General features: G+C 44.8%; 22 protein-coding genes. 15 read left to right on the top strand and 7 right to left on the bottom strand.

The features are described 5' to 3' along the window. Positions 1-27: 27 nt before the first annotated feature. Positions 28-1,389, bottom strand: coding sequence for an MFS transporter (locus EDC33_RS11870; protein ID WP_124011333.1), 1,362 nt, complete (start codon positions 1,387-1,389; stop codon positions 28-30). Between the two features lie 22 nt (positions 1,390-1,411). Then, positions 1,412-2,515 carry a 5-methyltetrahydropteroyltriglutamate--homocysteine S-methyltransferase gene (locus EDC33_RS11865; RefSeq protein ID WP_124011332.1) on the bottom strand — a complete coding sequence of 368 codons (1,104 nt, stop codon included), beginning with the start codon at positions 2,513-2,515 and terminating at the stop codon, positions 1,412-1,414. A 114-nt stretch (positions 2,516-2,629) separates the two neighbouring features. Between EDC33_RS11865 and EDC33_RS11860 the strand changes: the two genes are divergently transcribed. The 3 genes from EDC33_RS11860 (at position 2,630) to EDC33_RS11850 (ending at position 4,711) form a co-directional block, all read left to right on the top strand. Then, the gene (locus tag EDC33_RS11860) at positions 2,630-3,538 is read left to right on the top strand and encodes a LysR family transcriptional regulator (RefSeq protein WP_124011331.1); all 909 of its coding nucleotides are present in this window, start codon (positions 2,630-2,632) and stop codon (positions 3,536-3,538) included. A 101-nt stretch (positions 3,539-3,639) separates the two neighbouring features. After that, complete coding sequence (locus EDC33_RS11855; protein WP_124011330.1) at positions 3,640-4,305, top strand: HAD family hydrolase; 666 nt, start codon at positions 3,640-3,642, stop codon at positions 4,303-4,305. 76 nt (positions 4,306-4,381) lie between these two features. Further along, a complete protein-coding gene (locus tag EDC33_RS11850) occupies positions 4,382-4,711 on the top strand; it encodes a hypothetical protein (protein WP_124011329.1) in 330 nt (109 codons plus the stop codon). A 20-nt stretch (positions 4,712-4,731) separates the two neighbouring features. On the opposite strand, the gene EDC33_RS11845 is transcribed toward EDC33_RS11850, so the two are convergent. After that, positions 4,732-4,914 (bottom strand): hypothetical protein, encoded by a 183-nt coding sequence (locus EDC33_RS11845; RefSeq protein WP_124011328.1) that lies wholly within the window; start codon positions 4,912-4,914, stop codon positions 4,732-4,734. Positions 4,915-5,168: 254 nt separating this feature from the next. On the opposite strand from EDC33_RS11845, the gene EDC33_RS11840 reads away from it, so the two are divergent. Then, complete coding sequence (locus tag EDC33_RS11840) at positions 5,169-6,677, top strand: malate:quinone oxidoreductase (RefSeq protein WP_124011327.1); 1,509 nt, start codon at positions 5,169-5,171, stop codon at positions 6,675-6,677. Between the two features lie 151 nt (positions 6,678-6,828). Here EDC33_RS11840 and EDC33_RS11835 read toward each other — a convergent pair whose 3' ends face one another. Then, entirely contained in the window at positions 6,829-7,500 is a 672-nt protein-coding gene (locus EDC33_RS11835) for a DUF1129 domain-containing protein (RefSeq protein WP_124011326.1), read from the bottom strand. Positions 7,501-7,634: 134 nt separating this feature from the next. Between EDC33_RS11835 and proC the strand changes: the two genes are divergently transcribed. The 7 genes from proC (at position 7,635) to ssuE (ending at position 13,434) form a co-directional block, all read left to right on the top strand. Beyond that, entirely contained in the window at positions 7,635-8,423 is a 789-nt protein-coding gene (gene proC, locus EDC33_RS11830; RefSeq protein WP_124011325.1) for a pyrroline-5-carboxylate reductase, read from the top strand. 175 nt (positions 8,424-8,598) lie between these two features. Then, the gene (locus EDC33_RS11825; RefSeq protein WP_052443658.1) at positions 8,599-9,507 is read left to right on the top strand and encodes a LysR family transcriptional regulator; all 909 of its coding nucleotides are present in this window, start codon (positions 8,599-8,601) and stop codon (positions 9,505-9,507) included. 119 nt (positions 9,508-9,626) lie between these two features. Next, positions 9,627-10,409: an amino acid ABC transporter ATP-binding protein gene (locus tag EDC33_RS11820; RefSeq protein ID WP_124011324.1), complete on the top strand. Its 783-nt coding sequence runs from the start codon at positions 9,627-9,629 to the stop codon at positions 10,407-10,409. A 23-nt stretch (positions 10,410-10,432) separates the two neighbouring features. Further along, positions 10,433-11,104 (top strand): amino acid ABC transporter permease, encoded by a 672-nt coding sequence (locus EDC33_RS11815; RefSeq protein WP_040105409.1) that lies wholly within the window; start codon positions 10,433-10,435, stop codon positions 11,102-11,104. 164 nt (positions 11,105-11,268) lie between these two features. Next, a complete protein-coding gene (locus EDC33_RS11810; protein ID WP_124011323.1) occupies positions 11,269-12,615 on the top strand; it encodes an LLM class flavin-dependent oxidoreductase in 1,347 nt (448 codons plus the stop codon). After that, a complete protein-coding gene (locus tag EDC33_RS11805; protein ID WP_040105407.1) occupies positions 12,612-12,881 on the top strand; it encodes a glutaredoxin family protein in 270 nt (89 codons plus the stop codon). The genes EDC33_RS11810 and EDC33_RS11805 overlap by 4 nt, the downstream gene beginning before the upstream one ends. A gap of 13 nt (positions 12,882-12,894) precedes the next feature. Further along, positions 12,895-13,434, top strand: a complete 540-nt coding sequence (ssuE, locus tag EDC33_RS11800; RefSeq protein WP_124011322.1) for an NADPH-dependent FMN reductase — start codon at positions 12,895-12,897, stop codon at positions 13,432-13,434. Positions 13,435-13,557: 123 nt separating this feature from the next. Here ssuE and EDC33_RS11795 read toward each other — a convergent pair whose 3' ends face one another. Beyond that, a complete protein-coding gene (locus EDC33_RS11795) occupies positions 13,558-14,652 on the bottom strand; it encodes an aminotransferase class I/II-fold pyridoxal phosphate-dependent enzyme (RefSeq protein ID WP_124011321.1) in 1,095 nt (364 codons plus the stop codon). A 649-nt stretch (positions 14,653-15,301) separates the two neighbouring features. Between EDC33_RS11795 and EDC33_RS11790 the strand changes: the two genes are divergently transcribed. The 4 genes from EDC33_RS11790 to EDC33_RS11775 all read left to right on the top strand — a co-directional run bounded on the left by EDC33_RS11790 (position 15,302) and on the right by EDC33_RS11775 (position 18,191). Continuing rightward, positions 15,302-16,066 carry a MerR family transcriptional regulator gene (locus tag EDC33_RS11790; protein ID WP_040105404.1) on the top strand — a complete coding sequence of 255 codons (765 nt, stop codon included), beginning with the start codon at positions 15,302-15,304 and terminating at the stop codon, positions 16,064-16,066. A 30-nt stretch (positions 16,067-16,096) separates the two neighbouring features. Continuing rightward, the gene (locus tag EDC33_RS11785) at positions 16,097-16,921 is read left to right on the top strand and encodes an SDR family NAD(P)-dependent oxidoreductase (protein ID WP_124011320.1); all 825 of its coding nucleotides are present in this window, start codon (positions 16,097-16,099) and stop codon (positions 16,919-16,921) included. A 108-nt stretch (positions 16,922-17,029) separates the two neighbouring features. Continuing rightward, entirely contained in the window at positions 17,030-17,653 is a 624-nt protein-coding gene (locus tag EDC33_RS11780) for a hypothetical protein (RefSeq protein WP_124011319.1), read from the top strand. Then, on the top strand, positions 17,646-18,191 hold the full coding sequence (locus tag EDC33_RS11775) for a redoxin domain-containing protein (protein ID WP_229716759.1): 546 nt from the start codon (positions 17,646-17,648) through the stop codon (positions 18,189-18,191). The genes EDC33_RS11780 and EDC33_RS11775 overlap by 8 nt, the downstream gene beginning before the upstream one ends. A gap of 50 nt (positions 18,192-18,241) precedes the next feature. Here EDC33_RS11775 and EDC33_RS11770 read toward each other — a convergent pair whose 3' ends face one another. Next, positions 18,242-19,021 carry a sulfite exporter TauE/SafE family protein gene (locus EDC33_RS11770; protein ID WP_094907179.1) on the bottom strand — a complete coding sequence of 260 codons (780 nt, stop codon included), beginning with the start codon at positions 19,019-19,021 and terminating at the stop codon, positions 18,242-18,244. Beyond that, on the bottom strand, positions 19,021-20,382 hold the full coding sequence (locus EDC33_RS11765; RefSeq protein WP_124011318.1) for an MBL fold metallo-hydrolase: 1,362 nt from the start codon (positions 20,380-20,382) through the stop codon (positions 19,021-19,023). Before EDC33_RS11765 ends, EDC33_RS11770 begins: the two co-directional genes overlap by 1 nt. Positions 20,383-20,430 lie beyond the last annotated feature (48 nt).

Below are 20,430 nucleotides of genomic sequence, written 5' to 3'. Positions count from 1 at the left end.
GGTGGACACTTTTTCGTTTCACTGCAGTTATACGCTTGTCTCTGGGATATTATGGACCGCTTTTTTCTGTCTTTGCTGGACATGGTTGGCATGACGTTCCTGGACGAGCAATAGAGCAACGCCGCCGATCAGGCTCGGTATCGCAAAAGCGATGAAGGCTGTCTGGGGTGCAATGTTCGTCATGAGCACAAACCCGATCAGGAGAGGTGCAGAGATGGAGCCGAGGCGTCCGATGCCTACTGCCATGCTCAGGCCTGTGCCTCTGATATCAGCAGGATAGAATGAACTGATGTATGGATTGACAAGGTTCTGTGTACCTCCGGTACAAGCACCGCCGATTGCGATGAGTATATATAGCAGCACAGGTGCATGTGTAAGGCTCAATGCCACAAAGGTCAATGCGCCGATGAGATACATAGATAGAAGTACGTTGCGGTGGCCGATACGGTCCACCAGGTAACCTCCTGTCAATGATCCGACGATCTGCCCTACCGCCAGAATCATGACGAAGGAAAGGCTTGAGGCGATTCCGAAACCGGATTCCTGCATGATGGCCGGCAGCCATGTATTGAGGCCATAGATCATCATAAGACAGCTGAATACCATGATCCAGAAGGCTACTGTAGTGCGTCCACGGCCATCCTTGAATAATCTGCCTGCAGGAACACCCTTGGCCGCTTTCGCCGCTCTTGTATATTCGAAACGGTCTGCGGTGCTATAGTTCCCTTCAGGATCAGTCCGGTTCAGTATATGGGCCACCCGGTCGCCTTTCCCTCTTGCTATGTAGTATGGAAGGGACTCCGGGAACTGCTTCAGGAAGAACGGAAGAGTGAAGAGAGGAAGTACGCCAAGCCAGTACATGAACCGCCATCCAAGTGTTTCCAGAAGACCCATGGCGATGAGGGAAGCCAGAATGGCTCCGATGGAATAGCCGCAATACATTACAGCAACAGTCATCGCCCTGTTCTTCTTGGGTGAATATTCGGTCATCAGAGAAATGACGACCGGCATCAGCCCGCCCATCCCCATGGAGGCGATGAAGCGCATGATGATGAAGAAGGTGGCATTTGGTGCAAATCCCGCAAGCATATTGAAGATGCTGATGAGTGCCAAACAGAGCGCAAGCACTCTTTTTCTTCCAAGCATATCGGAAAAGGAGCCGAGTATGAATGTGCCAAGCATCATCCCGATGAGTGCATAGCTGCCGATTGCCCCGCCCTCTGCCGAACTGAGGCTAAAATCATCCATCATCAACGGCAGTCCGATGCCATAAAGTGCGATGTCGAAACCGTCGAATGAAATCGCAAAGAAACACCAAAAGAAAACGAGCAGATGAAATTTATTGAACCTGCTCTGATCGATGACTTTTTCTACCTGTACTGTACGCATGGACTTCTTCCCTCCTCTTTTATCAGGACCAGACTTCCCTGGAAATCTCAACTACATGCTTCAGCTTGTTCCATTGCTCCTCTTCGGTCAGCAGGTTGCCTTCTTCAGTGGAAGCAAATCCGCATTGGGGGCTCAGGGCCAATTGTTCAAGCGGGACATATTCAGTTGCTTCCTGAATCCTTTTCTTGATTTCATCTTTATCTTCGAGTTCACCATGTTTGGAAGTGATCAGTCCGAGGACGATGAATAGGTCATCACGGTTCACATGACGGAGGGGTTTGAAATCACCCGCACGGTCACTGTCGTATTCGAGGAAGAAACCATCAATATCGAGCTCTCCGAAGATTTCTTTCGCAACAGGCTCATAGCCGCCGGAAGAAATCCAGGTGGAGCGGAAATTCCCACGGCATATGTGCATTGTGATCTTGAAGTCGTCTGGACGGTCAGCTACAGCTTTGTTGATGGTTTCCAGGTATTTCCTGATAAGATGGTCCGGATCGAGTCCTTTGTTCTTCATCTGTTCTTTCTGCTCGTCGGAACACAGGTAAGCCCATGCAGTATCATCGAGCTGGAGATAGCGGCATCCAGCCTTGTAGAAGGCCTCCAATGCTTTTTTATAGGCGTTCGCCAGATCTTCGAAGAAAACTTCTTCATCAGGATATACAGCGGGATCGATTTCACCCCGGAAATGAAGCATACTTGGGCTTGGGATTGTGAATTTGGCTGTGTGCTCCCCTGCCTTCCCCTTAAGATATTCGAAATCACGCAGCATCGGATGGTCATTGAAGTCCAGTTTGCCTATAACTTTGATCGCTCTTGATTTAGTCGTCTTCTCTTTAAAGGCGATGCCATCGCCAGACCAGTAGCCCTCTACCCCTGTAAGGCCTTCAAGGAAGTCGAAATGCCACCACGAGCGACGGAATTCCCCGTCTGTAACAGCCTCCAGGCCAAGGTCCTTCTGTTTTTCAACAATACGTGCGATCTCTTCATCTTCAATGCGTTTCAGTTCTTCTGCATCTATCGCATCTTCCGAGAACTTTCTTCTCGCATCCTTGACCTTTTCAGATCTCAGCAGACTTCCGACATGGTCCGCCCTATATATTTTCTTTTTCTTCAGTGTACTCATCTAATCCCTCTTTCAAATTGATATTGTTTAAATATTATCATGCGTATAAGATATAGAGTAACGGTTTATCTTTATAATCTGTTATAACCATAAGCTATATCGGAGGGGAATCGCATGAAGCTTCACCAATTGAAATACTTCATAGAAGTTGTACTGAGTGGCTCCATCAACGAGGCAGCCAGAAGACTTTATATATCACAGCCGACACTTTCCAAGGCAATCAAGGAACTGGAAAACGACTTGGGCATCGTCCTGTTCACCCGAACCTCGACAGGCATCTCCCTTTCTCCCGACGGAGCTGAATTCCTGAGCTACGCACGGCAGATCAATGAACAGGTGGAACTGCTCGAAAGACGATATTTCGATGCTGAACCCTCTCAACAGCTGTTCTCGGTCTCTTCCCAGCATTATTCATTCGTAGTGGATGCTTTCGTGGAGATGATCCGTAAATATGGTGGCGACAAGTATCAATTTACGATCAGAGAGACAAGGACCTATGAAATAATTGATGATGTGAAGAATTTGACCAGTGAAATAGGCGTCCTCTACATCAGCGCGTTCAATGAGAAGGTGCTTCTGCAGCTGATAAAGGAAAAAGGTTTGAAGTTCACCCAGCTGTTTGAAGCCCATCCCCATATATTCATCAGCAAGACGAACCCACTGGCGAAGAGGGATTCTGTAACACTGGAAGACCTGGATCCATACCCACGCCTTGCCTTCGAGCAGGGGGAATACAATTCCTTCTATTACTCGGAAGAGGTTTTCAGCACCATACCAAGCCCAAAAAGCATTCAGGTGAGTGACCGTGCGACTTTATTCAATCTTCTCATCGGACTGGATGGGTATACAATCTCTACAGGAATATTGAGTGAAGACCTGGATAGTTCTGAAATTGTACAGGTTCCCCTGGCAGTTGAAGATAAGATTAAAGTCGGCTGGGTCGTCAACAAAAAGGTCGAGCTCAGCCGTATGGCCAGGATCTATCTTGAAGAATTGAGCGCCACAACCAGGCACATGCTGTAATGTTTCCCGTGAAACAACCGGTAAACAATTGCCAGATGAATATGTTAGAATGGACTATGAAGAATCAAGAAGAAACATCCCAGTAAGGAAGGATATATAATATGAAAGTGGCCTTGTTTGATTTTGATGGGACCCTGTATCCGTATGAAACATTCAACATTCTGATGGAGCGCCTTAAGCGTCATCCCAGATACAATAGAAACTACAAAAGGTTTGTGAGGAGATTTGCCCCCATATATTTCTTCTACAAGCTCAAATTGGTCAATAAAGCAACGATGCAGAGCAAAGCGATGGAATACTACATCCGCTCTTTCAAAAAGAATTCAAGAGGAGAGATAGAGTCTTTCTTCAAAGAGGTAGCCGGCGACATGATAGATGATCTGAGGACGCCCCTTATAAGGAAGATGAAGCAGCTGAAAAGGGACAACTATTATGTCATGCTGATTTCCGGCGCCTTCATCCCATTACTTGAGGCGGTATTCCAAGGGTATGAAATAGACTGCATAGTAGGATCGAAAATAAACTATGCTGGTGAGAAGCTGGATTCCAAGTCCCGCTTTGAACGCGTCTATGCCGATCGTAAAATTGATATCATCAGACAGCATTTTGCAGGAAAAGATATAGATTGGAAGAATAGTGAAGCCTACAGTGACAGCTATGCAGACCTTAAGATGCTCGAACTTGTAGGAAGGCCCGTTGCGGTCAAGCCGGATGAGAGGCTCATGGCAATTGCCGCGAGAAACCATTGGCAGATCCATACCGACTAGTCTCCGAAATTGGCGGGCGGGGTGTGCAGAGTGGTACGATGAATGAAAGAGAAAATATTAAATGGAGTGTGATAAAGTGAGTTTGACGAAAATAGACACCGATGAACTGTATCCAACAGAAAAGCTGGGTCCCGCTGTAGAAGGTACCATCATTTATAAGGTTGGGGAGCAGACCCAATTCAAGGGCGCCTACATTACGACGAGCGAGCGTATGATCATGAATGTTGATATGAATGGTGAATCATACAAGCGTGTATTCAGCTATCAGGATATTGTTAGAGCCATCATCGAGAACAACACCCTTTTCATAGAATTTCCGCAAGGAATGGGAAAAGTGGCGATGATTGATGTAACCGAAGGGGACATCAATGAATTTGTAGAGTATGTAAATCAAAAAGTGGGCTAACTGCCAAAGGCTCTGGAACATCAGTTTCCAGAGCCTTTAGTATCGTTGCCTTTTCTTTTTTTGAACTTGTCCAGGAGGAATCGTGCGCCCATGACAAGCATGTAGATGAATACGCCGCCGACGGCGTTTGCGAGATCGGTGATCAGAATCAGAAAGAGAAACAGCAGCAGGGGTGCAATAAGAAATATAGGTAGATTCTTCATTCGGAACTCCTAACTTCATTAGTATGTCACATTATCATTTCAGTGTGTCATATTAATATATTATCCTTTTATATCCGTAGAAAAAGGAGTATAATTAACAAATAATAATAAATATTTCTACAACTGAATAACATTATATCATCTTGTATAAAGATGGTCGCGTTAATGAATCAAGATGCGCCTGAAGGACTTTTAGACTAATTTTTCCGGTAGCATCCACATACTTGAATTTGATAAGGAGCTTTGAAGTTATTATGAACAGTGTAATGAACAAAACTGACGTCATTCTTATTGGTGGCGGAATCATGAGTGCGACTTTAGGTACGCTTCTAAAGGAAGTTGCACCTGAATGGGACATTGAAGTGTTTGAAAAGCTTGATTCAACAGCCCAGGAGAGTTCCGATGCATGGAATAACGCTGGAACCGGACACTCTGCTTTGTGCGAACTGAACTACACACCTGAGCAGGCAGACGGCTCTTTGGATGTCACCAAGGCAATCCGCATCAACGAACAGTTCCAATTGTCCAAACAGTTCTGGTCCCATCTTGTTGAAAAGGGAATGATGGAGAAACCTCAGGATTTCATCATGCCAGTCCCCCATCTCAGTTTTGTAGAAGGGGAGAAGAATGTCGAATTTCTACAAAAACGTGTGGAAGCGTTATCCAAAAATCCACTGTTCGAAGGAATGGAATTTGCGGATGATGAAGAAACCCTGAATAAATGGATCCCTTTGATGATGCAGGAGCGTGCTTCAAAAGAACCGATTGCCGCAACCCGTATCGAAACCGGGACGGATATCAACTTCGGTAATCTCACACGCAAACTGTTCGACCTCCTCGAGGAAAAGGACGTATCACTCAACCTTGGCCATGAAGTTGAAGATATCAGACGGACAAAGGGCGGGGAATGGCAGGTCAAAGTCAGAAATCTCGCAACAGATAAAGTCGAATATCATACATCGAAGTTCATCTTCATCGGTGCTGGGGGAGGCAGCCTTCCACTGCTTCAAAAGACAGGCATACCGGAGTCGAAGAATATAGGCGGCTTCCCGGTCAGTGGTCTTTTCATGGTGTGCGAGAACCCTGAAGTCGTGGAGAAGCACAATGCGAAAGTATATGGGAAAGCAAAAGTCGGAGCGCCTCCGATGTCAGTACCCCATTTGGATACACGTTATATCGAAGGGAAGAAATCACTGCTCTTCGGACCGTTTGCAGGCTTTTCACCCAAGTTTCTCAAAACCGGCTCCTATTTCGACCTCATTGGGTCTGTGAAGCCGAATAATGTATTTACCATGCTGTCTGCAGGGGCCAAAGAGATGGGTCTGACGAAATATCTGATCCAGCAGGTCATGCAGTCGAATGAGGACAGGATGGAGGACTTGAGGGAATTCATCCCATCAGCCAAAAGCGAGGACTGGGATATCGTAGTGGCCGGACAGCGTGTACAGGTCATCAAGGACACGGATAAAGGCGGTAAGGGCACACTTCAGTTCGGCACTGAAGTCATTACTGCAGAAGACGGTTCTGTTGCAGCCCTGCTTGGCGCCTCACCAGGCGCTTCTGTCTCTGTAGATGTCATGCTCGATGTAATGCAGCGTTGCTTCCCTCAGGAATTTCCTGAGTGGGAGGATAAAATAAAAGAAATGGTGCCTTCCTATGGAATCAACCTCTCCGAACAGCCGGAGAAGTTCAAGGAACTGAATGAAATGGTTTCTGACAAACTGGATTTGAAACCTCAAGAAGAAGGCGCACTGCTCAGCTAGAGAAAAGCCCTGGATCTTATAAGGTCCAGGGCTTTTCTGGTCCTGCTGTTTCTCATGGAACAAATATTAAAGTTCATGCATCAAGTTCAAGAAAGTCTTTATGGGGTAACAATATAACGCTATGCGATACAAAATTTCATATCTCATGGCGTTATTTCTTTCTATAAAACCCTAGTATACCAAGGGCTAGTAGGATAATGCCAAGCAATACTATCAAAAACATATTCACTTCGAATGATGGCCCCGAATCTATAGAAGTGAGGAGGATATTGAGGAACATATAAAGGAGGAAGAAGCCGAATCCGATCAGAAAGTACAGCCCATACTCTTTCCAGGCAGGCCATGCCTTGAAAGCAATTTGACGGAAGGTATGAAATATAGCGTATATGAATCCTATTACCAGAGCTGCTGTAATAATCATTTCGAGAGTGAATTGAATGACGACGAGTGTAGTGCTCAATGCCGCACTGTCAATCAGTCTGAAAAATATCTGGATCAGATAATCGAATATTAAGTTCAAACCGACTAGTATGAGAGCCAGGAAGCTTGCCAGTCTTAATATGTTCCTTTGAGGAAGCTTTTCGATGAGGCTGTCGGCGTATGCGCGATAGTTCTCTCCAGTAACGGAAGTTATACTCCCTCCCTCTCTTTGGGTTTGAATGATCTTCTTCAGTAATGTATTGAGTGCTGCTTCTGTTTCATGGCTTTCTGAGCTAGTATTCACCCGTATATATATGAGGATATCTTCATAAACTTTTTTGTATCTCGGATCAAGTTTTTCGTGCAGCTTTCTATTTTCTTTGGTGAGATTCTTTTCTGCCATATCTGTGCCCCTCCTGTTGGATGTGTGCCCATTTGGGGACAATTATATCACCTGGAACATTTTATATAAATTATAAGCCATCGGGAGTCAGGCGTGTTAAAATGTTCAATAAAGTCTAAGGGGATGAAGTGCATATGAGTTATAGAATTGGATTCATCGGCGCCGGTAAGATGGTCAATCACATTGTCAAAGGTCTGTTGAAAAGTCCGGAGATGAAAGATGATATCATCGTCACCGGCAGAAACCAGCAGAAACTTGATAAATTCAATGAAGGAAAAGGAATAGAAGTAAGTACCGATTATAGTCTGCTGTCTGAATGCGATATTATCGTCAATGGTGTAAGTTCGGACCAGACACTTCATGTTTTCAACGAAGTGAGAGCTTACACAAGAGAAGATGCAATCCATATCTCCATCGCAGCAGGTGTATCAATTGATGAAATGGAGACGATCCTCCCACAGCATAAGATTGTAAGGAATATGCCTAATATCGCTGTATCTGTCCAGGAGGGCGTGATGGTAATGGCAGCCAACGCCCATATTTCGGATGAAGATAAGGAAACCCTTGATGAAATATTTAACCGGATTGCTGCGGTGGCATGGGTGGAGGAACCTTTGATGAAATATGCACCTTCGCTTACGGGGTCTTCTCCTACCTATACTTTCCTGATGATAGAGGCAATGGCGGACAAGGCGGTGAGCGCAGGCTTTCCACGCCAGCAGGCCTATATGCTGGCAGCCCAAGCTGTGGTGGGGGCAGGGAAACTTGTGCTGGAAACAGAATCCCATCCAGCAGTTCTGAAGGATCAGATTACTACATCAGGAGGATCCACCATACAGGGTGTGATGGAACTTGAGAATAACGGCTTCAGAAAAAGTGTTATTCAGGCAATGGAAGCGATAAATAATGCAAATAAAAAATAGCAGAACTTTGACCTGCTACCTCCTAAGTTTACAGATGAAATATAAAATCTGTAAACTTAGGAGGTTTTTTGTCTGTATGAATAATCAATTGTGCTGTTTACTTTTTTAAATCATATCTATATAATAGGATATTAAATATCGAACAATTGTGATTTCTTGTGAAAAGAGTGGTGCTATGAATATAGATAATATAGAAGCATTTGTTTTTGTCAATCATTTTGGAAGTATAAATAAAGCATCCAAGGCATTATTTCTTTCCCAACCATCTGTCACATCAAGGATCAAATCCCTTGAACGGGAACTGGATGCAGAACTGTTCAGACGTGTCGGGAGACAACTGACCATTACCGATAAAGGAATGGAGTTTCTGCCATTTGCGGAAAATATCATACGCACGATGAAAAAAGGGAAGGCACATCTTCAGAATATGGAAGAGAAGAACGAAATAACCATCGCATGTTCCGGCCTTGTCTCTTTCTATCTGGTTCCAAGACTGATGGCGATGTTCAAAGAACGTTTTCCCGACCAGAAGTTTAGAATTATGACAGAGACAAGTGAAACGGTTGCACGGATGGTGTCGGATGGGGAGGCTGATTATGGTTTTGCCAGCAATGTTTCCCAGACGAAATTGAATGCGGAAAGGGTGATTGAGAGCCCTATACGACTCATTGTTCCTTCGGATCATCCTTTTGCTGACGGAGGGGCGATCGATATTGAACGGCTGGTTGAAACACCCATCGTGTTTTTTGAATGTGGCTCCCTCGACTGGACAATGGTCCATAATCTGTTTTTGAGCCTGAAGGAACAGCCGGATATACAGTACGAAGTAGATAGTATGGAATCTGCTAAAGGGATTATTCTGAACAGGGCAGCTATTGGCTTTCTTCCGGAACTCAGTGTGTATAGGGAACTGGAAGAAGGCTCCCTTGCAGCAATCGATGTTCCGGCCCTGTCACATGTTTCGTTAAAAACTGATCTGATTCATCATAATGACATCCACATTGACGACTTTGATGAGATGGTCGCCATCATCAGGAAAGCGGCTTCCCAGAGGCCTGGAGTATCCCCCCTCTCTTACATATAGAAACCCTCTATAAGAGGAGAGGAGAATAACTATAAGTATTATCTTGAAGCACCTGTAGCAGGGTGCTATACTTAAAAACATTAATCATATTAAAAAGGTATGGATTTGGAGGTTGCCATATGATCAGAGTTTCTGGATTGAAGAAGTCATTCAATAACAACGAAGTATTGAAGGATATAAGTTTTAAAGTAGACGAAGGAGAAACCGTGGCCATCATCGGTCCTTCAGGCTCAGGTAAATCAACGTTGCTCAGGTGTCTGAATTACCTTGAGAGGCCGGAGGCAGGAAGTATTGAAGTGGGAGAAGTAGCCATTGATGCAGAAAAACCGAAGAAGGCCGTGGTTAACCAGTTGAGGATGCAGACCTCCATGGTTTTTCAACATTATAATCTGTTTAAAAACAAAACTGTGCTGGAGAATATCACTTATCCGCTGACGGCCACAAAAAAGTATCGCAGAGGAGAGGCGGAGACTGTTGGACAAAATCTTTTGGAACAGGTGGGCATTCTTGATAAACAGGAAGCATATCCGATATCCCTATCAGGCGGGCAGCAGCAGCGGGTCGGTATTGCCCGGGCATTAGCTGTAGATCCACATGCCATCCTTTTCGATGAACCAACTTCCTCCCTTGACCCCGAATGGGTTGGAGAGGTACTCAATGTCATCTCTGATATTGCTCAAAAGGATAAGACGATGTTGATTGTTACACACGAAATGAATTTTGCAAGAGATATCGCAGATCGAGTCATTTTCATGGCAGACGGCTATATTGTCGAAGAAGGCAAACCGGAAGATATATTCGACAACCCTCAGCATGAACGGACGAGAAGATTCCTCAGCAAGTATGGCAGACAGGTTTCTACAGAGAATAATAAAGAAGAGCCTGCACTGGTGATGGCTTAACTGGATGGAAGGGAGGAACCATAATGAATTTTGATTTAGCCTATATGCTTGAAATCATTCCGGAACTGCTGGTATACATACCAATCACATTATACTTGGCAATTGTATCGATGATCATTGCAGTGGCCATAGGTGTGGTGCTTTCGCTGCTTCTCGTCAACAAAACTCCCGTGTTACTGCAACTCTCCAAACTTTACATTTCTTTCTTCCGAGGAACTCCTGTGCTCGTGCAGTTGTTGATGATCTACTTCGGCCTGCCCCAGTTGTTCCCCTGGCTGAATTCATTATCAGCTGTGAATGCAGCCATCATTGCCTTCAGCCTTAATACTTCAGCATATCTGGCGGAAATATTCAGGGCTGCATTGATATCCGTGGACAAGGGCCAGACGGAAGCGGCGATATCAACTGGCCTAACATATCGCCAGGCAGTATGGGGCATTGTTCTGCCGCAGGCAGTAAGAAATGCAGTGCCGGCTACAGGAAACATGTTTATCGGATTGATAAAGAACTCCTCTTTGGCCTTCACAATCGGTGTAACCGAGTTGCTCGCACAAGGGAAACTGCTCGCTACAGCGACACTGCAGTTCTTTGAAGCCTATCTTGCAGTTGGAATCATCTACTGGGGTATGACGATCATATACAGTTGGGTGCAACGATGGTATGAGGCGAGGATCAACAGGCCTTATGAAGTCTGAGCATGGCATTATGGTCAAACTCGGTCTTAACTGTCATGAAGGATCAATTTTTATAATGACACTATAACGTCTTTTTAAATTCATCAAGGAACTCTTGCCTCATATGGATGATTTCCTTTAATAGTCTGCAGACAGAGAAACAAAAATATGAAAGTGGTGATTGCATGACAAAGAAAAAAATAAAACTGGGTGTGCTGATACAGGGGCCGGGATCACATCCGACGTCCTGGAGGTCAGAGGATGCTGTTATAGATGGCAGTATCAATTTCAACCATTATTTGAATGTGACACAAAAGGCAGAAGATGCAGGGTTTGCTTTCATGTTCATCGCAGATGGTCTTCATATCAACAAACATTCCATACCCCATTTTCTCAATCGCTTTGAACCAATGACCCTGCTCTCGGCATTGGCGCCTGTGACTTCGAAGATCGGGCTCGCCGGTACTGTATCGACTACATACAGTGAGCCGTATAATGTGGCGCGACAGCTTGCGAGTATTGACAATATAAGTGGCGGCAGGGCCGGATGGAACGTCGTTACATCGCCATTGGAAGGCAGCGCGGACAATTTCAACAAGGGCAATCATCCGGAACACTCTCTAAGATATCGGATGGCCAGCGAGTATGTGGAAGTGGTGCAGGGCCTTTGGGATTCCTATGAAGATGATGCGTTTGTCAGGAATCGCGAATCAGGCGAGTTTCTGGATGAAACAAAACTTCATACGCTGGGATATGAAGGAGAATTCTTTAAAGTGAAGGGTCCGTTGAATATCCAGCGCTCCCCGCAGGGGCAGCCTGTCATCTTTCAGGCCGGAGCGTCCAAGACGGGCCAAGATTTTGCGGCGAAGTATGGAGAAGCAATTTTCACCCACGCCAACAGTATTGAAAAAAATCGGGAATACTACAGCACGTTAAAAAATAAGGCGATAGAAGCAGGGAGGAAAGCAGAAGATATTCTCATCTTCCCATCACTTTCTCCGATTATTGCTCCGACAGAGCAGGAAGCTGAACAAAGGTATGAACAGATTAAGAATTTGATATCCATCGATAAGGCGTTGGAAGTGCTCGGAAGGTTCTTTGATCATTATGATTTTTCTGCCCACCCCCTCGATGAACCTTTCCCGGATATTGGAGAGGTTGGAAAAAACAGTTTCAGGTCAACGACTGATAATATTAAAGAGAAGGCGGAAAAAGAAGCATTGACGCTTCGGGAAGTTGCTTTGCAGGTGGCTTCTCCAAAAGATCCGTTCTATGGAAGCTACGAAGATGTCGCTTCCCGTATGATTGAGTGGATAGAAGAAGGAGCCGCTGACGGTTTTATGCTGAACCCACAAGTATTTGACGGGCAGTTCGACGAATTTATAGAAAATGTGCTTCCCATACTGGAAGATAGAGGATATTATGAACGTCAATATAGCGGCGATACACTGAGAGAAAATCTGGGACTCGGGTTCAAGGAGAACCGTTACACAAGAGAGGTCCATAAAAGGGATAAGGAGGAAGTAAAATGAATAAAAAAGTGAATGTGCTGGTCTGGTCTAAGCAGGGCTGCTCCTACTGTGAAGAAGTGAAGCAGTATTTGGAAGAAAATCATTTCGATTATCAGGCTATAGATGTAACAGAAAACGACCATCTAAGGGATATCCTTGATGTAAAATATGGGATACGCCATGTGCCTGTGGTGGAAGTAGGCTTCGGCAACCGGTATGATGCCGTTACAGAAGTGGGGATAGACGCGTTGGAAGACACACTCAAACATTACAGGCTGTCGGTCTAGAAAGGGTGGTCATATGTACGATGTTGTGATTGTCTCAGGCAGTCCCTCGCAGTTCTCCAGGTCTGAAAGTGTCTTGAAATATATCGGCGTTATATTGGCGGAACGTGGCCTATCCGTCCGCCATGTATCCGTGCGGGACGTGCCAGCCAAAGATTTGATGTTCGGTAACTTCAATAGTCCAGCAGTCACTGATATTGCTGAAGACATCCATAATGCAAGAGGTGTCATTGTAGGTTCTCCAGTATACAAAGCTGCTTATTCTGGGGTGTTGAAAAGCCTCTTCGATATACTTCCGCAGGATGTATTAAGAGATACTCCTGTGCTGCCTATAATGTCAGGAGGGAGCATCTCCCACTTGCTTGCGATGGAATATACATTGAAACCCCTGCTCTCTACGCTGAAGGGTGTTCCCCTTAAAGGTGTCTATTACCTGGATAATCAGATTGACAAGGAAAGCACCGAACCCATTCTGGATAGTGCACTCATATCAAGGACCGAAAAACAGATAGACTACCTGATTGATAAGATGAATATCGAACAAACCTACACATAAAAAGCACGCTCGATCGAGCGTGCTTTTTATACTGTCTATATAGTTCCGAATGGAGTTGCCCGATACTTACCTCCAAGCTCTCATTCATTGAAGATTAAAGTTTCGGCTATCAGTTCTGGAGAGTCATACTTCTCTTTTTGATTTGGCAAGCGCCTGGGTCAAGTCATCCCGGATATCTTTGATGTCTTCTATACCTATTGAAAGCCTGATCAGATGATCATCAATGCCTCTTTTTATCCTTTCTTCGTCCGGCATATCTGCATGGGTCTGCGTAAATGGGAAAGTTATGAAAGTTTCGGTACCCCCCAGGCTTTCTGCAAAGGTGCAGACCTCTATATTTTCAAGTAGAGTACCCACATCATATTGCTTATTCAGCCTTAGACTCAGCATGCCTGTCCGTCCGGGATAAAGGACTTCATCAATCGCCTCGTGTCCGGTGAAGTATTCCGAGAGTTGCTTTGCATTTTCTGTTGCACGATCCATTCTGAGGTGCAGGGTCTTCAATCCTCTTAGAAGCAGGTAGCCGTCAAAAGGAGAAAGCGTAGCACCGATCATATTATGGTGTATGGACAGAGTGTCCCCCAATGATTCATCCTTTACCGTAACGACTCCGGCCAAGACATCATTGTGTCCGCCAATGTATTTCGTCGCTGAATGAAGAACGATATCTGCCCCATCTGATATAGGCGTATAATAGTATGGAGTGAGGAATGTATTGTCAATTATGGTCATTATTCCGTATTCGCGGGCCAATTCGTAGACTTCCTCGAGGGACACTTCTATCATTGAAGGATTTGTGATCGGTTCGATGAAGAATGCCTTTGTTGAACTGTTGAGATTTTTTTTCACATCTTCCAAGTCATCGAAATCCACATATTTGAACCTTATATCGTACTGCGCTTCGTAGAACTCAAATATTCTGAAGGTACCACCATAGAGTTCAAAGCTTACAAGCACCTCATCCCCTGGCTTGAATAGGTTGCAGACAAGCTGGATTGCAGCCATACCACTGGAAGTGGCAAAAGTACGGGCACCGCCCTCCAGTTCTGCAAACGCTTCTTCAAAATGTGAGCGTGTGGGATTTGCCGTCCTTGTATAATCGTAGCCGGTCGACATGCCCAGCCCTTCGTGTTCATAGGCGGTAGCTGTATAGATCGGACTTGTTGTCGCCCCGGTACTATCCGCCGTCATTCCTATCTGTGCGAGTTTAGTGTCCATGGTATTCCTCCTAAAATATAATAAAAAAGGCCTTCATCCATCTGCAGAATTGATCTGTCAGAAGGACGAAAGCCCAAGCTCACGTGGTACCACCCTTTTTTATGGAAATATCACTATTTCCACCTCATCCAGTATTTACATACTGTTCTTCTGTAATGGGAAGATGCCATTGACACTCCGAGCCCATGTTCAATTCATCATCCATTACTCCTTTCCACCTGCCGGAGCTCTCTGTAAATGCCTTAGAATCTACTCTTCTCTTCATTATGTCGCCCTATAAAATTCAGTTTAAACTAATATACAGATTTATTGAGATAAAGTCAATATCATTATCTGATATATATAAATAGTTTGATCTTTTCGTATTTTCAATATTATGATTTATTATCGTTATAATAATATGGTAGAATGGGTTATGGGACATCAAATTACATCAATATTAAGCGATACTTTATTCACGACAAATAACAGGTCTATTATGCTTGTTAATCACTATCAGTAAAAGGTTTATTGAATTTGTATAACGCAGTTCGCACCATCGTTTCATAAGCGATACATCAGATTATTCGGAAGCGTTTCAGTGAATTGTGGACAGGTATATGAATAATGTTATAATTATGGTAACAATTATAAGGAAGAAGGTAAATCTATGAAGGAAATGAATCAGGCGATATACTATACTACTGCTCAAGTAAAAGATAAAGTGGAACTGTCAGATCAGAACGTTCGAAAGTACGTTAGGCTGCTTGAAGACAGGAAGTACGAAGTTGCTAAAGATGAACATAATAGAAGACTGTTTTCACAAGGGGATGTAGAGGTCCTGAAAGCTTTCATCAAACTTGCAAAACAGCCAGGTTATACATTGGAGACAGCGGCAGACGAAATCATCGAAGAGGTACCGAGCATTGTTACGGAAACTTCCCAGAATGTTCCTGCCAACGTTACCAATAGCGATATCAATCAAATGCTTGGAGTTGTCATGGATAAACTGGAAGCGATGCAGCAGGAAAACAGGGAGCTCAAGAACAATGTACATAGGCTGGTTGAAAAGCTTGATGAGTACGGAAAATACTCTCAAACACTGTCACTTCAGTATAAAGATGAAGATAAGAATGAAGAATGGAATCACTCTGCTGGATCAGGGGATGCGGAAGTATATGAAGACGTACAGTATGAGGAAACGTCTCTGACAGATGATGGAGAAAAAGAAGATGCTGGCGAAAGAATGATCTATACAAGCGATATCGGGGACCAGGAGAAAAGTAGTGCCTCAAACGTGGATATGAGCAATTATGATGCTGCGGAAGATGATTCCGAAAGAGAAGAAACTGGTAGTGCCGCCCAGTCGAATAGACAGGACGAAGAAGAAAAAGGTGGTTACTTCAGCAAGTTGTTCAGCATGTTCAAAAAATAGAATCCGACAGGATGCGATTGGGGTTGGACCATGGCTAAAGTGATTTGGATTACAGGAGCTTCAAGCGGTTTTGGCATGGCAGTAGCTTTACAACTGTTGAAGCAAAGAAAACACGTCGTTTGCGTAAGTGCCAGGCGTGCTCACCTCTTGGAGATGCTTGTCAGAAAGGGTGCACACGCCTACCCGCTTGACATCACTGAGACAGCTGACATAGGAAAGGTACAGGAGGCTATCGAAGCGGATCATGGCCCAATTGATGCAGTACTGGTGAATGCCGGCTTCGGAGTGTATGGACCTATTGAAGAAGTGCCTGAAGAAGCAGTCAGGCGCCAGTTTGAAGTCAATGTATTTGGAGCTGTGGAAACGGTCCGTTCAGTCCTGCCATCAATGCGTCGGGAGAAGAGAGGACGCATCGTGCTGACCAGTTCCTCAGCTGCGCATGTTTCAAGTGCAGGAATGGGCTACTACGCTGCTACAAAGCACAGTATCAAAGCTATAGGGACGGCATTGAGACAGGAAGTCGGGGAATTGGGGATTGATGTAGTCATGGTCGAGCCTGGGGTTGTGAAAACCGCTTTTGGGCAAGTGGCGCTTGAAGAAAACTATATGGCACCGAAAGTTCCTGACTATCAGAACCAGATGGATGATCTGAAGACTTTTATGCTGAAAGCCTTCGAACGGGCACCGGAAGTCGACCATACCCGGGATATTATGATAAAAGCTCTGATTGAAGAGCATGTAAAACCAGTCTATCGGACTACTCGGGGATCGCTTGCTTTAGGTTTCATGAGCAGGTTGATTCCTGCAAGGATGTATGATGCCATCGTGAAGCAGGCAATCGGCAGGCTGCATTAGATGATCGATGAAATTTCTGAAGGTGGGAAGTGCAATTAGCTTTTAATGTATCGAAATTCATGGCATCATTATAAGCGTCTTTAAATCTATTGGAATTGGATTGATAGCATGTTTGAAACGTTTGATATCGGTAGCATCTCCATACCTTCGGTCTATATGGCCATCATATTATCCTTTATAGTCACCTACCTGATGCTGTGGGAGTCTGAGGATAAGAAAAGACTGTTCAATGAATGGACGAATGCTATCATCCTCCTGTTTTTGGTCTATAAACTGACATACATACCATTCAACTGGTCTGAGTTTATTAATAATCCAATGGGTGTGCTCTACTTCGATGGCGGGGCTGAAGGCCTTCTGCTGGCTCTGACAGTGACTTTCTTCTACCTCTTCTACCGTTCCCGAGGTTTATTCTATGTAGAAGCCTATTGCATCTTCTCCGTGGCGCTGCTTGCATTCTATGGTGTTCTGGAATTGAGGACGCTCCCCCAATGGCCTTATATCGCCATGGCAATAATAACGCTTGCCGCATTGGTTCTGATCTACTTCATGTGGAGGCGTTTCAGGGCGATATTGGCCATTACTGCAACGGTATTTATAATGCAGTTATTGGGAAGGTTCTTCATCTACAGTGGTCCTGAAGTTTTGGGTGTAAGCATTATCCAATGGTGGATCATCATAAGCCTGGTTTATGTATTGCTATCCGTTAATAAGGGAAATGATGATGAGTAGGATGCGCCATGTCATCCTCATCATCATATTACTTGGAGTGATTGGGTTTACACTCTATGAAGCTTTATCGGACAGTATAGGGGTGAGCGGGAATCTTGAGTCAGATCCGGAGACTGGTCTTGAAATCGGGGCGAAGGCACCTGACTTCACCCTCGAAACACTTGAGGGGGAAGAGATTACGCTGAGTGAGGTGGGAAAGCCTGTCATGTTGAATTTTTGGGCTTCCTGGTGTCCACCATGCAAAGCTGAAATGCCTCATATGGTCAATTTTTATGAATCCCGCAGTGATGATGTGGAAATCATTGCAGTAAATATGATGCATCAGGAAAGCAGCGTGGAAGACACGAAAGCATTCCATGATGACTATCAATTGAATTTCCCTGTACCACTTGATGAGGACGGAACTGTGACAGGCATGTACCAGGTGAAGAGCATACCAACCTCGTACTTCGTCAATGCAGAGGGATACATCGAGTCCAAATACATCGGCCCGATGACAGAACGGTCAATCAACTCAGCTTTCGATAAGATAAACTAAAAGGCACAGTGCAGAAAATGCACTGTGCCTTTTAGTCTGTAATGGTATATCTACATGAAGATTTCGGTCCATATCTTTATTGCTGTACCCAAAATGAGTAGTGCAAGTATCCATTGAAGAATCTTCGTATTCATGTTCTGGCCTGCCTTGGCACCCAGAGGTGCAGCAATGAGACTGGCTATGATCATGATGACTGCGGGTCCATAGAGTACCTGATCCGTCACAACTTTACCGATTGTGGTACCAATGGAAGAAATGAATGTGACGGCAAGGCTTGTGGCAATGGTTACCCTGGTGGGTATCTTAAGCACTACAAGCATAATCGGTACGAGTATGAACGCACCCGCAGCACCAACGATACCTGCTGCAGCCCCAGTGATGAATGCAAGTGCAGCTGCCAGAGGACCATTGAAATCGAGGTTATCACCTGGATTGAATGGCACTTCCTTTTTTGGAAGGAACATCATGACTACAGCAATTGTTGCAAGTACTGCATATACGATGTCTATCTGGGTCTCGGTGAGAAATTCTGATCCGTATCCACCAAGAAGACTGCCGATCAGGATGGCTCCACCCATATAAGCAATCAATCTCATGTTCAAATAACCACTGCTTTTATATGCCCATACACCGGCAATCGTTGCAAAGAAAACCTGTACGGCACTGATGCCTGCCACCTCATGGGAAGTGAATGCAGCGATTCCAAGCATGGATGGAATATAAAGCAGCATTGGATACTTTATGATGGAGCCACCGATTCCTACCATCCCGGAGATGAAGGAACCGATGAATCCGATCAGAAATATAACGATTATAAAAGTAATGTCCATTAGTTCATCGCTTCTTTAATGCCGGCATAACCTTTTTCTATATTGACGACATTATCGAAGCCGCGTGCTTTAAGTGCACTCATCGCGATGGCTGAACGTACACCGGATTGACAGTGGACATAGATCGTATCGTCTGTGTTGAATGGCACTTCTTTCTCATCGAGATGACCAAAGTGGACATGATGAGCATTATCAAGGTTGCCTTCCTTATACTCGGAAGTGGAACGGACGTCCAGGATATGCTTATCTTCATGGTTCTCGACCAGTTCTTCAGGTGTTACATTTTTGTAGGAATCATCGAAGTACTTGTCTGCTTTATCCTCAGGGACGATCAGCTTAAGGTTGTCGAAACCGATGGATGCAAGATCTTCCTGGAGGGTCTTGCTGTGTTCAGGATTGGCGATTACTGTCATCGGATGATCATAATCTACATACCATCCGGCAAATTGAAGGAATTTGTCATTGTATGGGATGTTGATTGCGCCTTTTTTGAATCCTTTTTTGAATTCTTCCTTGCTTCTGAGGTCGAACAGTTGGCCTGGAAGCGTATCAGGTGTACCGACTTCGACTTCCTTCACCTTGAATTCAGGCAAGCCTTCCTTATTGACTTTCTTCATCTGTGCAAAGTAGCTTGGCGGCTCTGGCTGGTCACTTGTCAGTTCCTTGATGAAGGCATCTTTGTCTTCGTATTCGAACACCCAGTTGTTTTTGCGCTCATATCCAAGAGTGGACAATGGTACTGCGCCAAGGGATTTACCGCAAGCACTGCCTGCACCGTGGCCAGGCCACACTTGCATATAGTCAGGATAGTCATTCATCTTATTGAGGGAATCGAACATCGCATTCGCGCCTTCTTCGGTTGTACCTTCCATTTTTGCAGCTTCTTCGAGCAGGTCTGGCCGGCCGATGTCACCAACGAAGATGAAGTCACCAGTGAAGATGCCCATAGGCTCATCACTGCCGCCTCCACGATCGGTCAGGACAAATGAAATGCTTTCTGGAGTATGACCTGGCGTGTGGATGACTTTCAGCTCAACATTGCCGACATTGATGATGTCACCGTCTTTGAGGTAGACGGTATCTTCTGGCATATTTTCGTATTTCCAGTTTTCGTCACCTTCATCAGATACGTATGCTGTCGCATTGAAGTGTTTTGCAGCATCGCGAAGACCGGAAGCGAAGTCCGCGTGGATATGCGTTTCCGTCACTTGAGTAATATTGAAACCTTCTGCTTCAGCTACTTCTTCATACTCATCAATCACTCTTTTTGGGTCGATGATGATCGCTTCCTGTGTCTTTTGACAAGCTACCATATAAGAAGTTTGTGCAAGTTTTTTATCGAAGAATTGTTTAAAGAACATTTGAATACACTCCTTGAAATTTTGATTGGTTAGTGTGGATGCTTAGGG

Source organism: Salinicoccus roseus (assembly GCF_003814515.1).
In the GTDB taxonomy this organism is placed as follows: Bacteria; Bacillota; Bacilli; order Staphylococcales; family Salinicoccaceae; genus Salinicoccus; species Salinicoccus roseus.
Note: the sequence above shows the minus strand (reverse complement) of the source record. Positions and strands in the feature narration are given on the sequence as shown.

Bases quoted from the DNA above. Each gene is read 5' to 3' on its own strand.
- EDC33_RS11780 (WP_124011319.1), top strand. From the start codon at position 17,030: ATGTTTGAAACGTTTGATATCGGTAGCATCTCCATACCTTCGGTCTAT.
- EDC33_RS11840 (WP_124011327.1), top strand. From the start codon at position 5,169: ATGAACAGTGTAATGAACAAAACTGACGTCATTCTTATTGGTGGCGGA.
- EDC33_RS11860 (WP_124011331.1), top strand. From the start codon at position 2,630: ATGAAGCTTCACCAATTGAAATACTTCATAGAAGTTGTACTGAGTGGC.
- EDC33_RS11825 (WP_052443658.1), top strand. From the start codon at position 8,599: ATGAATATAGATAATATAGAAGCATTTGTTTTTGTCAATCATTTTGGA.
- EDC33_RS11785 (WP_124011320.1), top strand. From the start codon at position 16,097: ATGGCTAAAGTGATTTGGATTACAGGAGCTTCAAGCGGTTTTGGCATG.
- EDC33_RS11790 (WP_040105404.1), top strand. From the start codon at position 15,302: ATGAAGGAAATGAATCAGGCGATATACTATACTACTGCTCAAGTAAAA.
- ssuE (WP_124011322.1), top strand. From the start codon at position 12,895: ATGTACGATGTTGTGATTGTCTCAGGCAGTCCCTCGCAGTTCTCCAGG.
- EDC33_RS11820 (WP_124011324.1), top strand. From the start codon at position 9,627: ATGATCAGAGTTTCTGGATTGAAGAAGTCATTCAATAACAACGAAGTA.
- EDC33_RS11845 (WP_124011328.1), bottom strand. From the start codon at position 4,914: ATGAAGAATCTACCTATATTTCTTATTGCACCCCTGCTGCTGTTTCTC.
- EDC33_RS11855 (WP_124011330.1), top strand. From the start codon at position 3,640: ATGAAAGTGGCCTTGTTTGATTTTGATGGGACCCTGTATCCGTATGAA.
- EDC33_RS11775 (WP_229716759.1), top strand. From the start codon at position 17,646: ATGAGTAGGATGCGCCATGTCATCCTCATCATCATATTACTTGGAGTG.
- EDC33_RS11795 (WP_124011321.1), bottom strand. From the start codon at position 14,652: ATGGACACTAAACTCGCACAGATAGGAATGACGGCGGATAGTACCGGG.
- EDC33_RS11865 (WP_124011332.1), bottom strand. From the start codon at position 2,515: ATGAGTACACTGAAGAAAAAGAAAATATATAGGGCGGACCATGTCGGA.
- EDC33_RS11815 (WP_040105409.1), top strand. From the start codon at position 10,433: ATGAATTTTGATTTAGCCTATATGCTTGAAATCATTCCGGAACTGCTG.
- EDC33_RS11835 (WP_124011326.1), bottom strand. From the start codon at position 7,500: ATGGCAGAAAAGAATCTCACCAAAGAAAATAGAAAGCTGCACGAAAAA.
- proC (WP_124011325.1), top strand. From the start codon at position 7,635: ATGAGTTATAGAATTGGATTCATCGGCGCCGGTAAGATGGTCAATCAC.
- EDC33_RS11770 (WP_094907179.1), bottom strand. From the start codon at position 19,021: ATGGACATTACTTTTATAATCGTTATATTTCTGATCGGATTCATCGGT.
- EDC33_RS11805 (WP_040105407.1), top strand. From the start codon at position 12,612: ATGAATAAAAAAGTGAATGTGCTGGTCTGGTCTAAGCAGGGCTGCTCC.
- EDC33_RS11870 (WP_124011333.1), bottom strand. From the start codon at position 1,389: ATGCGTACAGTACAGGTAGAAAAAGTCATCGATCAGAGCAGGTTCAAT.
- EDC33_RS11765 (WP_124011318.1), bottom strand. From the start codon at position 20,382: ATGTTCTTTAAACAATTCTTCGATAAAAAACTTGCACAAACTTCTTAT.
- EDC33_RS11810 (WP_124011323.1), top strand. From the start codon at position 11,269: ATGACAAAGAAAAAAATAAAACTGGGTGTGCTGATACAGGGGCCGGGA.